The organism is Micromonospora sp. CPCC 206061, assembly GCF_036906915.1.
In the GTDB taxonomy this organism is placed as follows: domain Bacteria; phylum Actinomycetota; class Actinomycetes; order Mycobacteriales; family Micromonosporaceae; genus Phytohabitans.
The window spans coordinates 39,756-60,056 of record NZ_JBAKHX010000047.1 but is presented as its reverse complement, the minus strand read 5'-3'; the positions used below and the strand labels follow the sequence as shown (position 1 = coordinate 60,056).

The following is a 20,301-nucleotide window of genomic DNA, read 5'->3' as shown; positions in this document are numbered from 1 at the left end:
ACAACAGCAAGATCACCACACCGCGGCAGCACAACAACCCGAATTCATCGGTGGATCAGGGCTTAGGTGGTATCCCGCTGTTCCAGCCATTTCAAAATCGCTTGGTTTGTTTCTTCCGGCTTTTCCTGCTGGATCCAATGACCGCAGTCCAGGGTGACCACTTCCACATTGGGTACGAACTCTGCCAGTCTTTCAGACCTCTGGACCGCATCCCGGTCGCCATAGATCATGAGTGCGGGCTGTTGGATGATCGGGTTCACGTCCGCCAACAAGCGCCAGTTGCGGTCAAGGTTCCTGTACCAATTGATACTGCCCGTGAACCCTGATGTTTCAAAGGCGGAGACGAAAACAGCCAGTTCGCTGTCGCTCATCAAGGCCTCGCCCAGTGGTGTTTCCGCGTTGGCGAGATTGATCATCGCCATTCCTGACTCTGGCTCTCGAATTGGCTCGTTTTTTCGGTACAGGTTGCGAAGGAACCGGAACGTGTTCTCTTCCAATACGGCGTCCGCGACGCCTGGCTGTCGATTGAAGTGGACGAAATAGAAGTCGCCGCCAAGTATTTCTTCCATGAAATCAATCCAGGGTTTTTCTCCGCGCTCTTGGTAAGGCAAGCTTAGGTTGATCACTGTATTCACACGTTGTGGATGCAACAAGGTCAGTCCCCAAACGACCATTGCACCCCAATCGTGACCGACGAAGATGGCATCTTCGTATCCGTAGTGATCGAGAAGTGCGACGAGATCACCCGACAAGTGTTCGATGTCATATTCTGTCACTTCGGCCGGCCGGGACGAGTTGCCGTAACCTCGCTGGTTCGGGACGATGACATGGTAGCCCGCTGCGGCAAGGGCGGGCATCTGATGGCGCCAAGAAAAGGCATGCTCCGGCCAGCCGTGACAGAGCACAACGGGTTTTCCTATATTTTGTCGGCCTGCCTCGAAGACTTCGAGCTCCACGCCGTTGACTGAAATAAGGGTGGGCTTGGGAAAATCGACTGGATCAAACATCGCATTTCCTCTTTATCTATTTCGGGGGTGATCAGGCGACGAAGGTGCCCGAAGATAGCGTCGGCGCACCCCAGATACGCCGAGGGCCGACACGGTCGTGGATAGTGGGACTCGTCGGTGAGGTCATGTCGCCATCTTGCCGACCGAAACCGGTCACCCCACGACCGGTTTTATATGAAATGTTGTCGGCATGCGAACCGATCGGCTGGTGGCCATCCTCCTCTTGCTGCAACGGCGCGAGCAGGTGACAGCAGCAGAGGTCGCCCGAGAGATGGAGGTCTCCGAGCGCACCGCCCGCCGCGACCTCGACGCCCTGGCCATGGCCGGGGTGCCCGTGTACTCCATGCAGGGCCGAAGCGGCGGCTGGCGCCTCGTGGGCGGCGCCCGCACCGACCTGTCCGGGTTGACCGCGAGTGAGGCCCGCGCCCTGTTCCTGGTTGCGGGCCAGGCCTCGGCTGCGACACCGGCCGTGAAAGCAGCTCTGCGCAAGCTCGTCCGTGCCCTGCCAGAGCCCTTCCGGGTGCAGGCCGAGGCAGCAGCGTCGTCGTTGGTCATGGACCCGCAACGATGGGGGTCGAGCCGGGTCGAGCACCGACCACCTCGCTTCCTCGACGAACTCCAAGACGCGGTGATCCGCGGCGTCCAGGTGCGGCTCGGCTACGTCGACCGCAAAGGCGCCGAAACCGACAGAACCGTCCACCCGCTGGGCATCGTCGCCAAAGGTCCGTCGTGGTACCTCGTCTCCAACACCGAGGCCGGCCAGCGGACCTTCCGGATCGACCGCGTATCGTCCGCCGACCCGACCGACGATCCCGTGCACCGACCCGAGGACTTCGACCTTGCCGAAAGCTGGCGCGAGATCGCCGACGAGGTCGACCGCAAGCGAACGCCCCTCGAGATCCAGGCGGTATGCGCGCCCCACGGGATAGGCCTGCTCCGGATGATGCTCGGCGATCGGCTCGACGTGGGAGGTTCCACGACCGACGGCCGCATCGAGGTCGTGATCCGCGGCCACAACGGGTACTCGCTCGCCTGTGAGCTTGCCGGGTTGGTCGAATGGCTCGAGGTGACCGGCCCTCCGGATGTGCGAGACCACCTGGCCTCGATCGGCAACGCGCTCGTCGAGCGATACGGCTGAGACCGGCTCCGTTGCTGCAAGCGTCGCTGGAACCAGGCAGCGTGGCGTATCTGCTGACCCGTGACTGGGCAGCCGCCGAGGACGTCGTCCAGACCGCTCTGGCCCGATGCTGCCGCCGTTGGGTGAGGCCCGGGCCACGGCGTGCCGCGGCCCGGGCCAATCGCGTGCTGGCTAGCTCACGGTGTCGCGGCAGTTGTGGCCGCCGCTAGGCTTGGGGACGAAGGCGATCGCGTCGTACGCGATGTCCACCGTCCCGGTCGCGTTCTGGATCATGTTGTCGAGCTGAACGCGAGCGCCCGGCCGCAGCGGATAGGTGCCCAGGTGGACCCAGTGGTCCTCCCACTCGGTGACCGCCTGCTGGTTGATTTTGCATTTCCAGGGTTCGCCGAGGCCGGAGTTCGGATCGATCAGATACGTCGCCTCCGGGATGTTCGCGCCGTGCGACGGCAGGTGCGCGACGATCTCGTACGTTCCGGCGGTGGTGATGTTCGGCGTCCAGGTCCCGACCACCTGGTGGTAGTTCTTGGCCACCCCGCCCTGCGGATAGGTGACCTCCGGGTCGTAGGCGTGGGTGAACCAGGCGTGCCCGAAGTAGCCGGAGATCTGATGCAGGTCGACCGCGGCGTAATCCGTCCACAGGTACCCAGACGGGTAGCCGATCCGCAGCGTGAACTTCCCGCCCCACGCCTGCGACCCGGAACAGAGCACGTTCTCCGCCGAGCTGGTCAGATCGTCCACGACCAGCGTCCCGGGCGGGCCGGAGAACGGTGTACAGGCCGTCGGATACGTGCGGATCAGCGGCGGTTCCGCCGACCCCACGGGATAGACCAGGTTCTCGGTCGCGAACTCCTTCTGGCTGTTGCTCTCCAGCCAGGAGGTGTAGCCATGCCACCAGCAGGTGGAGTTCACCGCCGGACACGGGTTGGCCGGCTGGGTGGCGCTGCAGTTGTTTACCGGGCCGCAGAACTGGTAACGGCCGGGCAGCGTGAGCTTGTCGCCGGTGTCCGACCCGAACAGCGGCTTGGAGTACTTGACCAGCGGGTCGATCCACTGCCACTGCGGCACCTCGGCCCATCCCATGATCTTCTCCGGGTACGGCCATCGTGACGGCACCGCGGCGTCGTCCTTCGACACCCGCAGGAACGGCTGCCGGTTGGCGGGATACGTCGGGTTGGCTGGGTTGTTGAACCAGCCCACGCCGTACGGATTGCTGCCGTTGCGCGGGTAGATGCCGCTGTTGTAGCCCCACACCGCCAGGAACCAGTTCTCGATGTACCGCGGATCGTTGTTGTTCACCGTGACACCGGCGGTCTGCAACTGGTTCCACTTCTCCACCAGGATCTGCAGGCCGGCGGCGATGTTTGCGGCGTAGTCGGTAGCGATCGCCACTCGCTGCGTGTTGTTGAACTTGGTGGAACCGACCCGCATCCCGTCGGTCACCTGCGAAACCCCGTATCCGCAGTCCGCCGAGGCGAAGGCGACCTTCTCGATCTCCCCGTCCGGGTCCGCCCTGATCCCGTAGTAGTCGGACACGAGCGGGTTCACCACGTCGCCAGGCACACCGTGCCAGGAGCCCTGATAGAGGTTGGTCTCTTGGGCGAGGATCGCCAGGAACAGCTGCGCCGGCACCCTCGGGGAGTTCGCGGGCAGCGGGAACAATCCCTGCGGGGTGTACGCCGGCAACCCGGTCTTCAGGTAGTTCGCGGGCCGCTGAACGGTCAGCCGGCCCTGCACGGCCAGGTCCACCGCCCATTCGATCTGGTTGGCGCTGGGCTGCAGAACCTGATGCCGCAGGCTGTTGCGCGGTATCGCGCACTCGGGCAGCCCGGGATCGGCGGGAAGCGGCTGCTCTTCCGGTTCGATCTCGTTCGAGAGGACATCCGCGGCGGCGAGCCCGGTCCGGGTGACGTCGCCGGAACTGACCGCACCGGTGCGCGTCGCCTGCACCGTCACCCGCATCGACGGTGTCGCCTGCCTCTGCTGGGCCGCGGCCGACAGCGCGAGCAGATGCCCCTGGCGAGACACGGCAACCGGGTTGCGGCCGGCGTAGAACGTGGCCAGGTCGTCCAGGCCCTTTGAAATCCCACTGACATCCCCGACCAGCGCATTGCGGCCGTCGGAGAGGCCGAAGAGCTCCAGATCCGTACGGGCCGCGTCACCCACGCGCCGCTGTTTGCCATCGGCGTACCGGTAGGCGACAGCACGCTCGCCGCCGGCCTGCTGCTGCACGGTGAGCAGGTCGATCGCGCCGCCGCCGGTCACCCGCACCGCGTACGGCCGCCCGCCGGGCCGGCCAACCGTGCTCAACGCGCCGCCCTTGTCCACCTTGACGAGGGCACCTCGGACGATGCCGAAGTCCCCGTCCGGGCCGGCCGCGGGCGTGGTCAGCTGGGCGTCGATCCGCCTGGTCTCGGTGATCGTGGCGGTGCCGGCCGCCACCCCGATGAGGTCGGTCTTCTGCTGGTCGACGCCGATCGCCCGGGTCAGCAGCACCCGGTCGCCTGGCCCGCAGGCCGGGTTGAAGTAGGCGAGCGAGTAGCGGCCGGGCAGCCTGCGGGTGGCGCCGGTCCGGACGTCCACAACCGCGGCGAGACCACCGGCGTTCATCAGCGCCGGCTTGTTCGTTGCGGCCGCCGGGGCGTACACCGCGACCGCGTACCGGCCGGAGCCGGTGAGGCAGACCGAGCCGGTCCAGGTGCCCGCCTCCCGCATGCCACCGTTGAGCGTGGCGAGGGTGGACCAGGCGAAGGCATCCTTCTCCCGCGCCACGTGCAGGTGGAAGCCGTCCTGGTCACCGGCGCCGGTGACCAGCAAGTCCGAGGATTCGCGCCAGCCGGACGGCAGGTTGACGTCCGGTTTCGCCAGCGCGGCCCGTTGCGGCGCCCCGGGCGCGGGTGCCCGTGCGGGTTCGGGTGCGGCGTGGGCGACGGCGGTGGGGACGAGCAGCAACAACAATGCGGCGATGCCGAGCGTACGAGTGGCCATCACATCCACCTCGTGCAGTCGCCGCGGAAGGTGGATGCCTGGGGCGGCCGGTCCGGCTCGTAGTCGAGATAGTCGTTCTCTCTGATGCACACCCGGACCGACCGGTCCCAGTTGACCATCGCCGAGTAGAACACCTCACGGTTGCCGTTCTCGGGCACTCCGTCGCCGCTGACCATCCGGAACCATCCCCCGCCAGCGGCGTGCTGCACCGGAGTCATCCGGCCGCCGTACTGCGGCTGCGACCAGAACACGGGGAAGAACCACTCGGCCCGGGCGGCGAGCATGTTGAATTCGGCGAAGGCAGCCCGGCAGCTTGGTGAGTACCGCAACATCATGCTGCCGTGCACCTCCCAGGGCCCACCGATCCACTCCTCCCACTCGATCAGACGGGAGTCGAGCAGGACGGTGCCGGAGGCACAGCCCTCGGTGTCCGGCCATTTGCCGTCGCAGCCGGCCCCGGAGCAGGCGGCCCGGGCCGGCGCCTGGTCGAGGACGACGGTGGCGCTGCCGGACAGCAGCGTCAGCAAGAGGCAGGCCAGTGCCAGCCCTGGCCATGATCGCGCACGTCTCATGTGCTTTCCCCGAATCCTCAGTACTCGTTCCACGGGCTGGTGCAGGTCCAGCTGCTCGCGTCGAACGAGTAGCAGGCGTGGTGCCAGTCCTGCGCCGACGAGGTGTTGACGTGACCGGGGACCCGGGCGGTGTCCTGCTGACCGGTGCCCCACAGCCGCTGCCGCTGCTGGACGGCGGTGACGTAGTAGCCGTACGAGGTCAGTTCGAGCCGCTCGACCTTCCAGTAGATGGTCGCGCCCGCGCCCCAGGTGCCGTCGACGATGTTCAGCCGGGCGTAGTACTGGCATGTCGAGTCCCGCATGAGCTGCAGGCTGAACGGCGTCGGCCACAGTGCGTTGACCCGGTCGGCCGTGCAGGGCGCGGCCTGTGCCGGAGTGGCGGCGACCGGTGCGGTCACCAGCGCCGCTGCGACAGCCACCGACATCGCGGCCCGGCCCAGCAGGCCGGCGTTCGAGAGCTTGCGCTTCATCTTTCCCTTCCCCTCGTGTTGTGGTGTCTCAGCTGATGTCCGGGTCGGACTCCCAGCTCGGATCCAGGCAGAACCGGACCAGCGGCGGCTCGATCTCCGGCTGGAATCGCCCGTCCGGCGCGACGGCGAGGTTCCAGGGGTTGCCACCGCTGCCGCCGCGCGTGCTGTGGTCGCACTGACCGAACGGGTTCTCGCCGCCCGGCACGCCCGGCATCCGGGTGAAGCTGTTGAAGTCGCCCTGAGTGATCGGCGAGGCGGAGTTCCACGTGCTGCCGTCCGCCGCCATCGCCCGCCCGTTGCGGTACAGGTATTGGCTGGGCATGAAGCTGTACGACACCATCGGCTTCTGGTTGGCTCCGGAGTTGCCGGGCCGGATCGTCTCGGTGGTGCCGTCGGTGCACGCCCGGATGTAGAGCTCCTGCCAGATGGGCGGGCTGGCGCCGAACAGCGACCCATTGAGGCCGTACTTGAAGAACATGTTGTAGATCTCGGCGCCGATGTCGGCCACGTTGTCCGGCACGGTGCTGGTGTCGATCAGGCGCCGGGCCCACGCCTGCATGGCCGCCGACGGCGCCTTCGCTCCGATCATCGGCCGGAACCCGATGAGGCCGCCCGAGCTGAACAGCCCGAGTACGCACGAGGCGCCGCTGTGCACCGGATTGCCGGCCTGGTCGGTGACGATCGGCTTCCATCCGGCGTAACGGAAGGAGCGTCCGGGCAGGATTCCGTCGTACTGGGGCTGTGCTGTCGTCGACTTGTGGTCGTACTCGTTGAGGTTGGTTGTGGTGTAGGTGAGGTTCGGCAGCGCGATCCCGTAGTCGCTCTGCATGGCGCGGAGGAACTCCATGACGAACCGCGGCATGTGCGTGTCGGCGGTCCGCTGGTCGTAGTCGACGTCGCCGCTGCCGTCGACGATCTTCCCGTCCGCCCCGACGACGTAGCTGAACCGTATGCCGCTACGGATCTTGTACGCGGCGTCGTCGGTGGTGAAGTGGGCCGGCTCGGCCGTGCTCGTCGGCCGGTAATCCACCTCGTTGGACAGGCTCATCCAGGCCGGCAGGCTCTCGCCGCGCGGGTGGGCCACCGGATCGGTGCCCGCGCCGACCACCTGGTTGAGCCAGCGCGCCCCGGCCAGCTTGGTCGCCGGCATCGCGCAGTCGGCCCGCGGCCCGCTCGTGCACGCCGGCAACGCGACCACGTTACTGGCGTGCTTGAGCCCCCAGTCGTACAGCTTCTGCCGGCTCTCCAGCGGCGTGTTGAGGGGCACGGCGGAGGGCGCGTTCATGTCGATGTTCTGGTTCTCGTCGAAGAACGCGACCGCGTTGATCCGCTCCTCGACGGCCCGGCCGGCGACCGGGACGAACGCGACCGCGTCGTAGGCGACGGTGCCCACACCGCCGGTCCCGTCGTCGCGCGTGGTGTTGGACAGGCTGACCTTGGCGTTGCCGCCAAGCTGGTACGTGCCGAGGCTCTTCCAGTGGTTCCAGTGCTCGTGCTGGTTGATCACCTTCTGCCGGACCTCGCCGCTCGCGGTGGTGATCTCGTAGACGGCCGACCCGGCGGACGCGCCCGCCACCGGGATGTGCGCCTTCACGACGTAGGTGCCGGAGGCCAGGCCGGTCGGCGTCCAGGTGCCGGTGACCCGGTGCCCGGCGTCAACCGACAGCCGGTTCCCGGTCATCCAGGTGTGCCCGCCGAAGCCGGTGGCGATCTGATGGAAGTCGATCTCACCCAGCGGTGCGTCGGTCGCCGGGTCGCGGCCTACCTGGTAGGTGAAGGCGCCGCGGTTCGACCAGTTGCGGCTCGGGCAGTACAGGTTGGCGCTCGGGTCGGCCAGCTCGTCCACGATGACCGCGCCTGCGCCGAGGTCGGAGTCGCAGGCCGGCGCCCACGGGTTGCGGGTGACCGGCTCGGTCGTCCCCGGTGCCAGCAGGAACGGCGAGGTGGCGCAGTACCGCGCGCAGTCACCGGTGCTCACCGGCTCGTGCCACCAGCAGTGGAAGTCCTGCCGGGTGCAGAAGTCGTGGTCGTCGCCCGCCGGATCGTGCGTGGGACTGCAGTCGCTGCTCGCGGTGCAGAACGTCGTCCGGGCCGGGTAGGTGATCGGCTTCTCCGGGTCGCCGCCCGGGCCGGCCTGCGCCGGGGTGTAGGCGCTGACCCCCCACGGAATCTGGATCGGCGTCTCCGCCCAGCCGAGGACCCGCTCCTGGTACGGCCAGTCCGACGGCCGCTCGGCGTCGGCGTACGAGGTCCGCAGAAACACGTCACGGTCCGGCGGGTAGTCCGCGTTCATCGGGTTGTTGGTCCAGCCCAGGCCCCAATTGCCGTCGGGGTCGGTGCAGGACGGGCCCGGGGTGCATCCGGTGCCGCCGGTGTGCGCCTGCGGGTTGACCCCCGAGTTGTACGCCCACAGCGCCAAGTACCAGTTCTCGACCAGCGACGGGTTGCTGTCGTTCATCTTGATCCCGGCGGAGTACAGCTGGTTCCACTTCTTTGCGAGGATGCCCAGCCCGGCCTGGATGTTCTCGGCGTAGTCGATCGCGATCTTCGCCTTGCCGTTCGGCGTGATGCTGGGGTCCGCCGCCTCCATGCCGGTGGTGACCTGCGCGATGCCGTAGCCGCAGTCGGCGTTCGGGTAGTCGATCAGATCGATGGTGTACTTGGCCCCGTAGTAGTCGCCGATCAGCGAGTTGCCGCCCGAGCCGCGCAGCACCCGCCAGGAGGCATGGTTGTAGTTGCTCTCCTGGGCCAGGATGCCGTTCATCACCGCCGGTGGGATGCTTCCGCCAGCGGGCAGCAGGTCGGGCACGCGGAAGTCGTTGCTCGGGCTGTAGGCCGCCAGTTGCGCGTTGAGGTGGTTCGCCGGTCGGCCCAGGGCGCCGACGAGCAGGTTCCGGCTTGCCATCTCCACCGCCCACCGGGTCTGTTCCGGCGTCGGGTTGTAGGCCTGCCGACGCGGGTTGTTGCGCGGGACGCCGCACTTGGGGGTCTGATCCCACGCCTGCGCACTCCTGGCGACGGTGCCGCCGTTGGTGACCGGTACCGCCCGCATCGTCGACGCCGCAACGCCCGGTGACGGTTCCCAGTCCAGCCGGGTGCCGTCGGCGGCCGAGAACAATGCCGTGCCGGTCAGGTTCGCCTCGTCGTGGTGGCCGCCGCCGGCTGCCGGGCCGTCCGCCGGCGCAAGCACAACCTTTCCCTGTACACTCACCGCCCGCGCGTTCGTAGCGGGTCCTCCGACCCCGTGGTGTCCGGCGTGCCCCGCGTGTCCGTCCACGCCGACGGTCACGTTCTTCCCGGCCAGACCGCCGTGGAGCTGCACCTGGCCGGCCGGCCCGGCGCCGATCCGGCTCAGCCGGGCGCCGTCCCACCGCTGCACGTCCACGGTGGGTCCGTTGCGCACCAGCAGGTCGGCGCCGTCCGGGGTGGCCGTGAGACGGAACGGCTCGCCGCCGACCTTGGCGACGACCTCCGATGCGGACGCGCCGGCCGTGACCCGTACGACCGCCCGGCCGCGCAGCGCCAGCAGCCCGGTGCCACTCGGCACCGCCGAGGTCACCTGCCCATCCACCGTGGCGACCCGCGTGACCTTGCCGGTCGTCGCCTCCAGCCGGAGCATCTCGGTGCGGCGCTGGTCGGTGTCGAGGTGACGCAGCAACGCGACGGCGGACCCGGTGCCGCAGCCGGTCGCGTGGTACTTGAACGCGATGCCGTGCACCACCGGCCGGACCTTGCCCGTGCGGATGTCGACCAGGTAGGTCAGGCCACCACGGTCCCGCACCGTCGGCCGGTTGATCGCCCGACGCGGCGCCACGGTGACCGCGACGTGCCGGCCGTCGCCGGTGACGCACTGGTAGCCGAGCCACTCGTCGTCGGCGTAACCGTTCGGCTGGATGTTCGCCAGCGGCCGCAGCGCGTACCGCTCCCGCTCCAGGCCGAGCCAGAGGTGATAGCCGTTCGCGTCGCCACGGCCGGTGACGAGGAAGTCCGTGCCGTCCCACCAGCGCGGGGACACCTCGGCGAGGTCCCGGCCGGGCGGCGCCGCCGGCTGTTGCGCAGCGACCGGCGTGGCAGTCCGCGCGGCCGCGGGCGTCGGCGGCGGCACCGCCGCGGACATCAACAGGACGATGCTGAGTGCCAGCCCGGTCGGCCTTTTCCCGTCGACGCTCCTCGCCTGACCACGCATGCCGAAAGTCTGGGGTGGACGCGAGCCCGCGATCGAGACCTTTTGGCTGGGCCTAAAACGTTCTCAGATGCACGAATCCTCGGCCTCGGCCGTCCCTTCTCCAGCACCCAGCTTGCGTACACCAGGCGCTCAACCGACGCGGTTCGCAAACTTGCTTGCTAAAGCTATCTTTAGAAAGATAGCTTTAGCATATGGCGCCGTCTGAGGTGAAGCTGACTGACCCACGAACGCTGCGTGGCTACGCGCATCCGTTGCGGATGGCGCTGGTGGGGCTGCTGCGCCGGGAGGGTCCCATGACGGCCACCCAGGCGGCCGAACGCCTGAACGAGGGCGTTCCGAGCTGCTCATTCCATCTGCGCCAGTTGGCCAAGTACGGACTGGCCGAGCGCGCAGAAGGAGCCGACGGGCGAGAGAGGCCCTGGCGGGCCACCGCGCTGACCACGTCCTGGGAGGACGTCTCCGACGATCCGGCCACCCAAGCCGCAGCCGACCAGCTCAATGCCGTGATCCTGGACAACTACATGAAGCGGGCTCAGGCGTTCCTCGCCGAGTGCGGCAACGAACCTGCGGAGTGGCGCGAGGTCACCGGCTTCGACGACGCGCTGGTTTACCTCACCGCGCCGGAACTGGCCAAACTTCTCCGGAAGATGCGCGCGCTGGTGGCTCAATTCGACGAGCGCGTCACCGACCCGTCGACCCGGCCCGAAGGTGCCCGCGGTATCGGCATCATCCACATGGCGCTGACCACCCCGTCGACGCCTGCCCGACCCGAGCCCAGCGCGAAGACGACCAAAAGCGCCCAAGCCCGCAAGGCTCCACGCAGCCGGGGCAGGCGGGTCTCATGACCGGCGTTCTCACCCCTGCCGTGCCGCCACCGCCGAGCACCCGGCGCTGGCTGCCACGCCTGCTGCGCGGGACGCCGTTTCGGCGGTACTGGTCGGCACAGACCGTATCGCTATTCGGCGATGAGATCTCCGCGCTGGCCCTACCGCTATTCGCCGTGCTGGGCTTACACGCCGGCCCCGCCGAGATGGGTTACCTGATCGCCGCCGCGCTCATCCCGAACCTGCTGTTCTCGGTGATAGCCGGTGCCTGGATCGACCGGTACCCACACAAGCGCCAAATAATGATCATCGCGGACGTCGGTCGGGCGCTGCTCCTGGCCGCGGTGCCGGTGGCGTTCCTCCTCGATGTGCTATCGCCGGCGGATCGACACCGTCGCTGCTTGGCATGCTCTTCGTGGCCGAGTTCTTCTCCGGTCTCGGCGTGATGATGCTCGACATCACCCTCGGCTCGGTGCAGACCGCGGCCACCCCGGACGCGCTGCGTGCCCGGGTGTCGGGCGCACAACGCACCATCAACTACGGCATCCGCCCCGTCGGCGCCATGCTGGGCGGAGCGCTAGGGGCCAACCTCGGAATACGCCCGACGCTATGGATTGCCACGATCGGCGCCATCGCCGGCGTGCTGTGGGTACTGCCCAACCCGATCAGCCAGCTGCGCGACCTACCGCAACAGGAGGAACCGCAGTAAAGCCCAATGATCAGAGGTCCATGTGCCGGGCGAAGGAGGAGGACGCCTGCGATCGGATGCGGCGGGCCGCTGTTCGTGCTGGTTCGCTGTAGGTCATGCCTCCCAGTCAAAGCAGCGTGGTGTTGCCAGCCCGTATGTGGTTTTCAATATGCCGACGATATGCTCTCGGCCGGTAGCCATTTCGAGGCTTTGGATTGCGTGCATCCTCGGATCGTGCGCGGGGTCGGCATACATGCGAGGACAGCCCTCACTGGTGGCTTCGGGGCGCAGTTCGTAGTGCCAGGGCTCGTTGCTGTAGATCTGGCACAGCCCGTACTTGGCTCCGCGCTCGGACAGCCAGGCCGTGGCATCGGAGGGCCGGATGTCGACCGCGTCCCCCGACACGTGAGCGGACGTGTCAGCTGTGGCGACCCATCGGGCAGCTTCCTCCTCAGACCCGTACTCCGACACCGCCTCGCGGAAAAGCTGATTCTGGTACTCCGGGGAGCGCCAGCCGCTGTTGACGTAGAACTCGACGCCCTCGTCAGCGGCGTCCGTCGCCCCTTCGCGCAAGGCCTGCAGCAGATCGGGATCGAGGTTGGCTACGCCGGGATACTGGTCATCAAACACTGTCACGCCTTCGGGGAGGGCACCGTCAGCCTCGGTAGTCGTACCACCGTGGTCGCCGCGAAGGACTTCGCTGACCGACCGCGCCGACGACGATGCCGAGTGATAGACGAAGGGTCCGACAACCGCGGCGATGACGACGACCAGGCCGACGGCGATGGGCCTGAGAATCCTGCGGCTCGTTGCGCGTGCTGACGCATTTTGACTCATGCCGCCAGTCAAGGCAGCGCGGTGTTGCCAGCCCGTATGTGGGTTTCGATATGCCGACGATACGCGGCGGCTCGTAACATCGAGGGCATGCGCGTGCTGGTCGTCGAGGACGAGCCCTACATGGCAGAGGCCATCCGCGATGGGCTGCGCCTGCAAGCGATCGCGGCCGACATCGCCGGTGACGGCGATACCGCTCTGGAGCTGCTGAGCGTCAACGCCTACGACATCGCCGTCCTCGACCGCGACATTCCCGGGCCTTCCGGCGACGAGGTCGCCGAAAGCATTGTCGCTTCCGGCAGCGGCATGCCTATCCTGATGCTTACTGCCGCCGACCGGCTCGACGACAAGGTCTCCGGGTTCGGGCTTGGCGCCGACGATTACCTCACCAAGCCGTTCGAACTCCGAGAACTCGTGCTCAGGCTCAGGGCACTCGACCGCAGGCGCGCGAACAACAGGCCGCCTGTGCGAGAGATCGCAGGTCTGCGTCTGGATCCGTTCCGCCGCGAGGTCTACCGCGACGGCCGGTACGTCGCGCTCACCCGGAAGCAGTTCGCCGTCCTTGAAGTCCTCGTCGCTGCCGAAGGCGGTGTCGTCAGCGCCGAAGAACTACTGGAACGGGCGTGGGATGAGAACGCCGACCCTTTCACCAACGCCGTGCGCATCACGGTCTCGGCGCTGCGCAAACGGCTCGGTGAACCCTGGTTGATTACCACGGTGCCCGGCGTCGGCTACCGCATCGACACAGCACCCGGCACCGGACGTGAGGAACGGGATCGTGCATAGGGCGCCCGGCTGGAGCGTTCGCCTCAAACTCACCCTGAGCTACGCGGGGTTCCTCATGGTCGCAGGCGCCTTGCTGCTCGCCACGGTGTGGCGATTCCTGCTGCATTACGTACCCGAGGAGATCTACACCGCCCCAATACGTTCCGAGCGAGATCTGTCCCCTGAGCCGTCTTGGCCGCGGTCAGGACCCAACCGCTCCGACCTAGTGGAGGCCTTCGGCCCAAAGGCATTGGCAGTACTGGTCTTCCTGCTGATGTTCGGCCTCGTGGGAGGATGGATCCTCGCCGGCGTCATGCTCGCGCCCCTGACTCGCATCACACATGCCACACGCCTGGCCGCGAACGGGTCACTCGCCCACCGGATCCAGTTGGAAGGCCGCAAAGACGAGTTCCGCGAACTCGCCGACGCCTTCGACACCATGCTCGCGCGGCTCGAAGCACACGTCGCCGAACAGCAGAGATTCGCAGCCAACGCCTCCCACGAGCTGCGCACCCCGCTCGCGATCACACAGACACTTCTCGACGTTGCCCGCAACGATCGCAACCACGACAACGGCGAACTTGTCGACCGCCTCCACTACGTCAACACCCGCGCGATCGACCTCACTGAAGCATTGCTCCTGCTCAGCCGCGCCGACCAACGGTCCTTCACCCGCGAACCTGTCGATCTTTCCCTCATAGCGGAAGAGGCCACCGAAACGCTTCTTCCGCTGGCAGAAAAGCGCGGCCTCACGATCGAGACCTCCGGCGACATCACCCCCACCATCGGCTCACACGCGCTCCTGCTGCAGATGACTACGAACCTCGTGCACAACGCGATCGTCCACAACCTACCTGAACAGGGCACCGTGTCGGTCACGACCAGCGTTCACCCCAAGACCGTCGTGCTCACTGTCGAGAACACGGGCGAGAAGCTCTCCCCCCAGTTGGTTTCCACAATTGTCGAGCCGTTTCAGCGCGGCACCGGACGGATACGCGACGGTCACGCGGGGGTCGGCCTCGGCCTGGCAATCGTCACGAGCATCGCCCAAGCACACGACGGAGCCCTCACCCTCACCCCCCGACCCGATGGAGGGCTCCGCGCCACGGTTCAACTACCCGCCGCACCGCCGGAAGCGGACAGATGAAGCCGACCGTTACTGAACGCGCCGAGGCGCAGCGGTACGCAATCCCCTGCGTTACAACGGTGGACGTTCGCTACAGGACGCTCATGCCGCCGTCGACGACGAGGTTGTGTCCGACGATGAAGGACGACTCGGCGGAGGCGAGGAAGAGGACCGCGGCAGCGACCTCCTCCGGCGTGGCGGGTCGCCCGAGGGGAATCTGCGCGATCATGGCTGCCTTGACGTGTTCCGGGATGTCGGCTCGCGCGACGGCGGGGGTGGCGACGGGGCCGGCGGAGACGGCGTTGACGCGGATGCCCTTGGGTAGGAGTTCGGCGGAGAGGCTGCGGGTCAGTGAGACCAGTCCGGCCTTGCCGACGGCGTAGGCCGACATGCCGGGCATTCCGAGAATTGCCGAGACTGACCCGTTCAGAACCACAGTCGTCCCGTGGTGCATCAACGGGGCCAGTTGCTGAATCAGGAAGAACGGGCCTTTGACGTGAACGTCGACCATCGCGTCGAAGGTGCCCGCTGTGACTGCGTCCATCGGGGTGGGTACGGTTGATCCCGCGTTGACGAAGAGGGTGTCGACACGGCGCTCGGCGGAGGCGATGTCAGCGACCAGGGTGCCGAGGTCGGCGAGGCTGGAGGCGTCGCTGCGGATGGCTCTGGCCGAGGATCCGATCTGCTTCTCGGCCCGGGCGAGCGCCTCGCTATCCCGGCCGGTGATGATGACGTGCGCGCCTTCCCTGGCGAACGCGGTGGCCGCGGCGAGGCCGATTCCGCTGCTGCCCCCGGTGACGAGGACGATCCGGTCCTGGAATCTGTTCATGAGTTGCTCTCCTTCGACGAAGCGATCAGTGGGTTGGTGGTGTCGGCCGGTATCCGTACGGCCTCACCGTCAGCGGGGATTCCGGGTGTGGTGGATGCGGTGTGGGTGTGGGGCGCCATCAGGCCGATGACGGCGGCCACGGCGACGAAGACCGCGCCGGCGAGCACAGCGCGGCCGAACCCCTCGGTCAATGCGTCCGGTATCGCCGTGCCGGTGGCCAGCAGGTCATTCGTGCGGGCGGTGGCCACGGCGGAGAAGACCGCTATGGCCAGGGCGGTGCCCAGTTGCTGGGAGGTGTTGAGCAGGCCGGCGGCAAGGCCCGCCTTGTCCGCGGGCACGCCGGCGTTGGCCGCCGCGGTGACGGTCACGAGCAACGCGCCGAGACCGACGCCCATGGTGAGCAGGCCGGGCAGCAGGTCGCTGACGTAGGCGCCGTCGGTCGGGATCCGGGATAGCAGGAACATCCCGCCGGCTGAGACCAGGCCGGCGGTGACGATGATCGGGCGGGTGCCAATCCGTCCGATGAGGACGGACGAGATCCCGGCCGCCACCACGATGACCACAGTTACCGGGAGGTAGGCCGAGCCGGACTGGATGGGCGAGAAGCCGAGCACGTTCTGCATGTAGAGGGTCAGGAAGAAGAACGAACCGGTGAATCCGCCGAAGGCCGCGAGTTGGATGACGTCGGCGGCCGCGATGCCTTTGACCCGCAGCAGGCCCAGCGGGAAGAGGGGGTTGGCCACCCGTGACTCGTTGACGACGAACGCGACGATCAACGCCGCCGCGGTGGCGAGCTCGCCGATCGTACGGGCGGTGGTCCATCCGACGTCCGGGGCCTCAATGAGGGCGTGGAGGCCGATCAGCATCCCGCCGGTCACGAGTACGGCGCCGCGCAGATCGAAGCCCGCCCGGGCACGCTCGGGCCGATCACTGGAGATGAGCCGCAACGCCGCCGCGATCATGAACGCGCAGATCGGCACGTTGACCAGAAGCACCCAGCGCCAGCCCGGTCCCTGCGTCAGGACGCCGCCGAGGAAGATACCCGCCGCGGCCCCGACACCGCTCATCGCGGCCCAGACCCCGAGCGCCTTGTTACGGTCACCCCCGGTGAAGGTCGTGGTCAGGATGGACAGTCCGGCCGGCGCCATCATGGCTGCGCCGACACCCTGCGCCACCCGTGCGGTCACCAGCAGCGTCGAGGTGGGTGCGAGCCCACCGGCCAGCGAGCAGACCGCGAAGATCGCCATGCCGGCCACCAGTAGCCGGCGCCGACCGAGCAGGTCCGCGGCCCGGCCACCGAGCAGCAGCAGGCCGCCATAGCTGATGAGGTAGCCGCTGACCACCCACTGCAGGCTCTGCTGGGTGAAGCCCAAGTCGTCCTTGATGGTCGGCAGCGCCACGTTCAGAATCGCCGTGTCGACGACGTCGAGGAACTGCACCGCGCAGAGCAGCAACAGAATCAACACGCCGCGGCGCGTGGCCAGGACGGATCCGATCATCTCAACCCCCAGACAACTGGACCACGCGGTCCAATTATCTGGAGGCTAACAGGACTGGACTGGCTAGTCCAGTTCTTGTCGGAAGGCCTGCACGTAACCGAGGCCAGCGGTCAGGGCGGCCCGCAGCGGCGTGGCGTCGCGACGGACCTGGCTAAGAAACATTCCCCCCTCAAGCGCCGCCAGCAGCCCGGTCGCCAGCGTCGACGGATCCACGTCCGACCGCAGCTCACCCGCGTCACGGATCCGCGCCAACGCCTGCGCCAGGAACGACTCCCACGAGGCAAAGGCGTCGACAACGACGCGTCGGGCGGACTCCGGGCCCGATGTCAACTCGCTCGCCAGAGTCCCGATCGGGCAGCCGGCCAACTGCTCGGCGTACTCATCAGCGAAGGCGGTCAGCACCGAGGCGAGCTCGCCCAACGATCCGACCCTCGCGAACACCGCCCCCAATCGGTCGAGCACCTCGGCGCATCGGTAGGTGACCGCGGCCTCGACAAGGCCATCGCGGTCCTGGAAGTAGTGGTACATCTGGCTCTTGCTGGAGCCAGCCGCGCTCAGGACCTCGTCGAGCCGAAGCTGGTGGATACCGCGCGCCACAACCGACTGCGCCGCGACCTCCACCAGCCGGTCACGACTGGCCCGGCCACGCTGCGTCTTGGGGGCCGGGTCCGAACTATCGCGCATCTACCCACCGTACCCAGCAGCCACCGGCGCGGTGTTCGTGGCCGCGGCGACGGTACAGGTGCCTGTCAGTGTGCCTCAGGTTGCTTCGAGGTCGCGGCGGCGGAAGCCGACCATGCCGACAGCGACGAGCGCGGCGGCGAGCCCGGTAAGGATCACCAGTGGCAGGGCTGTGAAGCTATCCGCCGGCATGGCGGGGATGTGCGTGTACGGGGATAGGTTGAACATCCACCCGGGCAGGTCGAGCAGACCGCCGAGGTAGGTGATCAGGACCGCGTACACCAGCAGCGCCCAGGACAGGCCGGTCACCCGGGGCACGAGGCCGAACACGGCCACTGCCAGGGCGGTGGTCAGCCACAGCGCCGGCGCGTATGCGAGCGCGGCGCCTACGACCGGTCCGAGGTACTGGCTATCGCCGGTCGCCGCTACCGTGCCCAGGCCCAGGCCGAGGCCGGCCAGCAGCAGCACGAGGGCGCCGCCGACCAGCGCGATGCCAACATGCGTGGCCAGCCAGTGGGTACGCGACAACGCGGTACCCAGCACCGGCTCGGCCCGTCCGGAGGTCTCCTCCCGGCGCGGCCGCAGCGCCGCGATCACCGCGAAGATCGTGCAAACGATCGCCAGGATCGTGACGATCATCGATAGCCACGACTCGGTGACGGTGGCGCCGCCAGTCTGCTCGATCATCTGCTGCACCACGTCGTTGTCGGCGTAATCCTCGATGACCTCCACCACCGAGCCGTACATCAGGCCGAAGGTGAACATGGCGATGCCCCACCAGATGAGGCTCGCGCGCTGCAGCCGCCAGGCGAAACCGGCCGGCGTACCCAGCAAGGGTGTCGCGGTGGCCGCGCCGCCACGGCTGGCCCGCAGGCCGGCGCCGATGTCGCGGCGGTCGCTGAGCGCGAACGCGGCGACCACCAGCGCCGCGGCGACGACCGCGGCGAGCCCGAGCGGCCACCAGTTGTTGTCGACGTACGCGGCGGTGGCCTGTGCCCAGCCGATGGGTGACAGCCAGGACAGCGCGTTGTCGCCCATGTCGCCGGCGGCGCGTACCGCGTAGGCGGCGCCGATCAGCGCGCCGGCCATGCCGGAGGCGGCGCGAGCGTGCTCGGTGATCTGCGCGGTGACGGCGGCGATGCCAGCGAAGACCAGGCCCACGGCGGCGTACGCGGCGCCGAACAGCAGCGAGCCCGGCCAGTCGATGCTGTCGATGCCCTGACCGGCCATGCCGGCCGCGATAAGCAGGCCGAGCGCGACGTTCGCGAGGACGGCGGCCGCCAGCGCGGCCGTCAGATGGGCGTACCGGCCGACGGCGCTGGCCCGGACCAGCTCGGCGCGACCGGTCTCCTCCTCGGCGCGGGTGTGCCGCACCACCATGAACACGCTCATCAGAGCCACCGCGATCACCACGAAACCGAGGTACTCGTTGGTCATCATGGCGCCGTAGGTGTAGTCGTCGAGCCCATGTCCGGGCCCGGTCAGGGCCTTCATCGCTGGGTTGTCGCCGACCACGGCGGCCTGTTCCTGCCGTTCGGCCGCGCCGGGGTAGATGCCTTCGTAGCTGGACGGCCCGCTGATCTGCATCAGCGCGATGCCACCGATCCAGAGCGGGAGGCGGATGCGGTCGCGGCGCAGGTTGAAGCGCAGCAGCGTGCCGGTGCCGGCCAGTGGACGGGCGCCGCGCGTAGCGTGCGCGGGCGTGGCCGGCCGAGTCGCGGTCGCGGTGGTCATGAGGCCACCTCGGCGTCTACGCCGTTGGCGCGCAGCTCGTCACCGTAGTGCCGCAGCATCAGCTCTTCCAGGGTCGGCGGCTGGCTGGTGAGGCTGCGGATGCCGAACCGGCTCAACGCCTTGATGGCCGGGTCCAGGTGCGCGCCGTCGACCGCGAACCGCACCCGGTGGTCGTCGGCGTCCAGGTGGTGCACGCCCGGCAGTTCGGCCAGGCCGGTGGCCGGCTGGGCGGTGTCCGCCTCGATCGTGGTGCGGGTCAGGTGTCGCATCTCGGCCAGGGTCCCGGACTGCACCACCTGGCCGAGCCGGATGATGCTGATTCTGTCGCAGAGCTTCTCCACCTGGGCCAGGATGTGGCTGGACAGCAGGACGGTCTTGCCGGCCTGCTTGGCGTGGCGGATGTAGTCCTGGAAGACCACCTCCATCAACGGGTCGAGGCCGGACGTGGGCTCGTCGAGCACCAGCAGCTCCACATCGGACGCGAGCGCGGCGATCAGGGCGACCTTCTGCCGGTTGCCTTTCGAGTACGCGCGGCCCTTCTTGCGCGGGTCCAGGTCGAAGCGCTCCAGCAACTCGTCGCGGCGCTTGGTGTCGAGCCCGCCACGCAGCCGGCCCAATAGGTCGATGGCCTCGCCGCCGGTGAGGTTGGGCCACAGGTTGACGTCGCCGGGCACGTACGCCAGCCGGCGGTGCAGGTCGACGGCGTCCCGCCACGGGTCGCCGCCCAGCAGGGTGGCGGTGCCGGCGTCGGCGCGCAGCAGGCCGAGCAGGATGCGGATGGTGGTGGTCTTGCCGGCTCCGTTTGGGCCGAGGAAGCCGTGTACCTCGCCGGGCTCGACGGTCAGGTCGAGGCCGTCCAGGGCACGGGTTTGTCCGAAGGATTTGCGCAGGCCGGAAACCGAAATGACAGACATTGATACTCCTCTATAAGTGAGGGCAGGGAGGGACCACGACAGACGCGAA

General features: G+C 68.0%; 17 protein-coding genes. 6 read left to right on the top strand and 11 right to left on the bottom strand.

Features of this window, described 5'->3' with window-relative positions; all coding sequences use genetic code 11:
• Window positions 1–62 precede the first annotated feature (62 nt).
• Window positions 63–1,007, bottom strand: coding sequence for an alpha/beta fold hydrolase (locus V6V89_RS26810; protein WP_334622149.1), 945 nt, complete (start codon window positions 1,005–1,007; stop codon window positions 63–65).
• 190 nt (window positions 1,008–1,197) lie between these two features.
• Between V6V89_RS26810 and V6V89_RS26805 the strand changes: the two genes are divergently transcribed.
• Window positions 1,198–2,145, top strand: a complete 948-nt coding sequence (locus V6V89_RS26805) for a helix-turn-helix transcriptional regulator (protein ID WP_334622148.1) — start codon at window positions 1,198–1,200, stop codon at window positions 2,143–2,145.
• Window positions 2,146–2,316: 171 nt separating this feature from the next.
• Here the strand turns inward: V6V89_RS26805 and V6V89_RS26800 are convergent, their stop codons facing one another.
• Genes V6V89_RS26800 through V6V89_RS26785 form a run of 4 tightly spaced genes read right to left on the bottom strand, consistent with a single transcriptional unit; the run spans window position 2,317 to window position 10,358 of the window.
• Entirely contained in the window at window positions 2,317–5,130 is a 2,814-nt protein-coding gene (locus V6V89_RS26800; RefSeq protein WP_334622147.1) for a golvesin C-terminal-like domain-containing protein, read from the bottom strand.
• The gene (locus V6V89_RS26795; RefSeq protein WP_334622146.1) at window positions 5,130–5,702 is read right to left on the bottom strand and encodes a DUF2690 domain-containing protein; all 573 of its coding nucleotides are present in this window, start codon (window positions 5,700–5,702) and stop codon (window positions 5,130–5,132) included. Before V6V89_RS26795 ends, V6V89_RS26800 begins: the two co-directional genes overlap by 1 nt.
• Window positions 5,703–5,719: 17 nt before the next feature.
• Window positions 5,720–6,172, bottom strand: coding sequence for a hypothetical protein (locus V6V89_RS26790; RefSeq protein WP_334622144.1), 453 nt, complete (start codon window positions 6,170–6,172; stop codon window positions 5,720–5,722).
• A gap of 28 nt (window positions 6,173–6,200) precedes the next feature.
• A complete protein-coding gene (locus tag V6V89_RS26785; RefSeq protein WP_334622143.1) occupies window positions 6,201–10,358 on the bottom strand; it encodes a golvesin C-terminal-like domain-containing protein in 4,158 nt (1,385 codons plus the stop codon).
• A 191-nt stretch (window positions 10,359–10,549) separates the two neighbouring features.
• On the opposite strand from V6V89_RS26785, the gene V6V89_RS26780 reads away from it, so the two are divergent.
• From V6V89_RS26780 to V6V89_RS41850, 3 genes are read left to right on the top strand one after another with little or no spacing between them, the layout of a single operon-like run.
• Window positions 10,550–11,203 (top strand): winged helix-turn-helix domain-containing protein, encoded by a 654-nt coding sequence (locus tag V6V89_RS26780; protein WP_334622141.1) that lies wholly within the window; start codon window positions 10,550–10,552, stop codon window positions 11,201–11,203.
• Complete coding sequence (locus V6V89_RS41855; protein WP_442935221.1) at window positions 11,200–11,628, top strand: MFS transporter; 429 nt, start codon at window positions 11,200–11,202, stop codon at window positions 11,626–11,628. Before V6V89_RS26780 ends, V6V89_RS41855 begins: the two co-directional genes overlap by 4 nt.
• Complete coding sequence (locus V6V89_RS41850) at window positions 11,598–11,891, top strand: hypothetical protein (protein WP_442935220.1); 294 nt, start codon at window positions 11,598–11,600, stop codon at window positions 11,889–11,891. Before V6V89_RS41855 ends, V6V89_RS41850 begins: the two co-directional genes overlap by 31 nt.
• 93 nt (window positions 11,892–11,984) lie before the next feature.
• Here the strand turns inward: V6V89_RS41850 and V6V89_RS26770 are convergent, their stop codons facing one another.
• Entirely contained in the window at window positions 11,985–12,707 is a 723-nt protein-coding gene (locus V6V89_RS26770) for a M15 family metallopeptidase (RefSeq protein WP_334622140.1), read from the bottom strand.
• An 87-nt stretch (window positions 12,708–12,794) separates the two neighbouring features.
• On the opposite strand from V6V89_RS26770, the gene V6V89_RS26765 reads away from it, so the two are divergent.
• Window positions 12,795–13,490, top strand: coding sequence for a response regulator transcription factor (locus V6V89_RS26765; RefSeq protein ID WP_334622139.1), 696 nt, complete (start codon window positions 12,795–12,797; stop codon window positions 13,488–13,490).
• Window positions 13,483–14,616 carry a sensor histidine kinase gene (locus tag V6V89_RS26760; RefSeq protein WP_334622137.1) on the top strand — a complete coding sequence of 378 codons (1,134 nt, stop codon included), beginning with the start codon at window positions 13,483–13,485 and terminating at the stop codon, window positions 14,614–14,616. Before V6V89_RS26765 ends, V6V89_RS26760 begins: the two co-directional genes overlap by 8 nt.
• A gap of 70 nt (window positions 14,617–14,686) precedes the next feature.
• On the opposite strand, the gene V6V89_RS26755 is transcribed toward V6V89_RS26760, so the two are convergent.
• The 5 genes from V6V89_RS26755 to V6V89_RS26735 form a co-directional block, all read right to left on the bottom strand.
• Window positions 14,687–15,424 (bottom strand): SDR family oxidoreductase, encoded by a 738-nt coding sequence (locus tag V6V89_RS26755; RefSeq protein ID WP_334622136.1) that lies wholly within the window; start codon window positions 15,422–15,424, stop codon window positions 14,687–14,689.
• Window positions 15,421–16,923, bottom strand: coding sequence for an MFS transporter (locus V6V89_RS26750; RefSeq protein ID WP_334622135.1), 1,503 nt, complete (start codon window positions 16,921–16,923; stop codon window positions 15,421–15,423). The genes V6V89_RS26755 and V6V89_RS26750 overlap by 4 nt, the downstream gene beginning before the upstream one ends.
• A 63-nt stretch (window positions 16,924–16,986) precedes the next feature.
• Window positions 16,987–17,607, bottom strand: a complete 621-nt coding sequence (locus tag V6V89_RS26745) for a TetR/AcrR family transcriptional regulator (protein WP_334622133.1) — start codon at window positions 17,605–17,607, stop codon at window positions 16,987–16,989.
• A 75-nt stretch (window positions 17,608–17,682) separates the two neighbouring features.
• Window positions 17,683–19,338: an ABC transporter permease gene (locus V6V89_RS26740; protein WP_334622132.1), complete on the bottom strand. Its 1,656-nt coding sequence runs from the start codon at window positions 19,336–19,338 to the stop codon at window positions 17,683–17,685.
• Window positions 19,335–20,252, bottom strand: coding sequence for an ABC transporter ATP-binding protein (locus tag V6V89_RS26735; RefSeq protein WP_334622130.1), 918 nt, complete (start codon window positions 20,250–20,252; stop codon window positions 19,335–19,337). Before V6V89_RS26735 ends, V6V89_RS26740 begins: the two co-directional genes overlap by 4 nt.
• Window positions 20,253–20,301 lie beyond the last annotated feature (49 nt).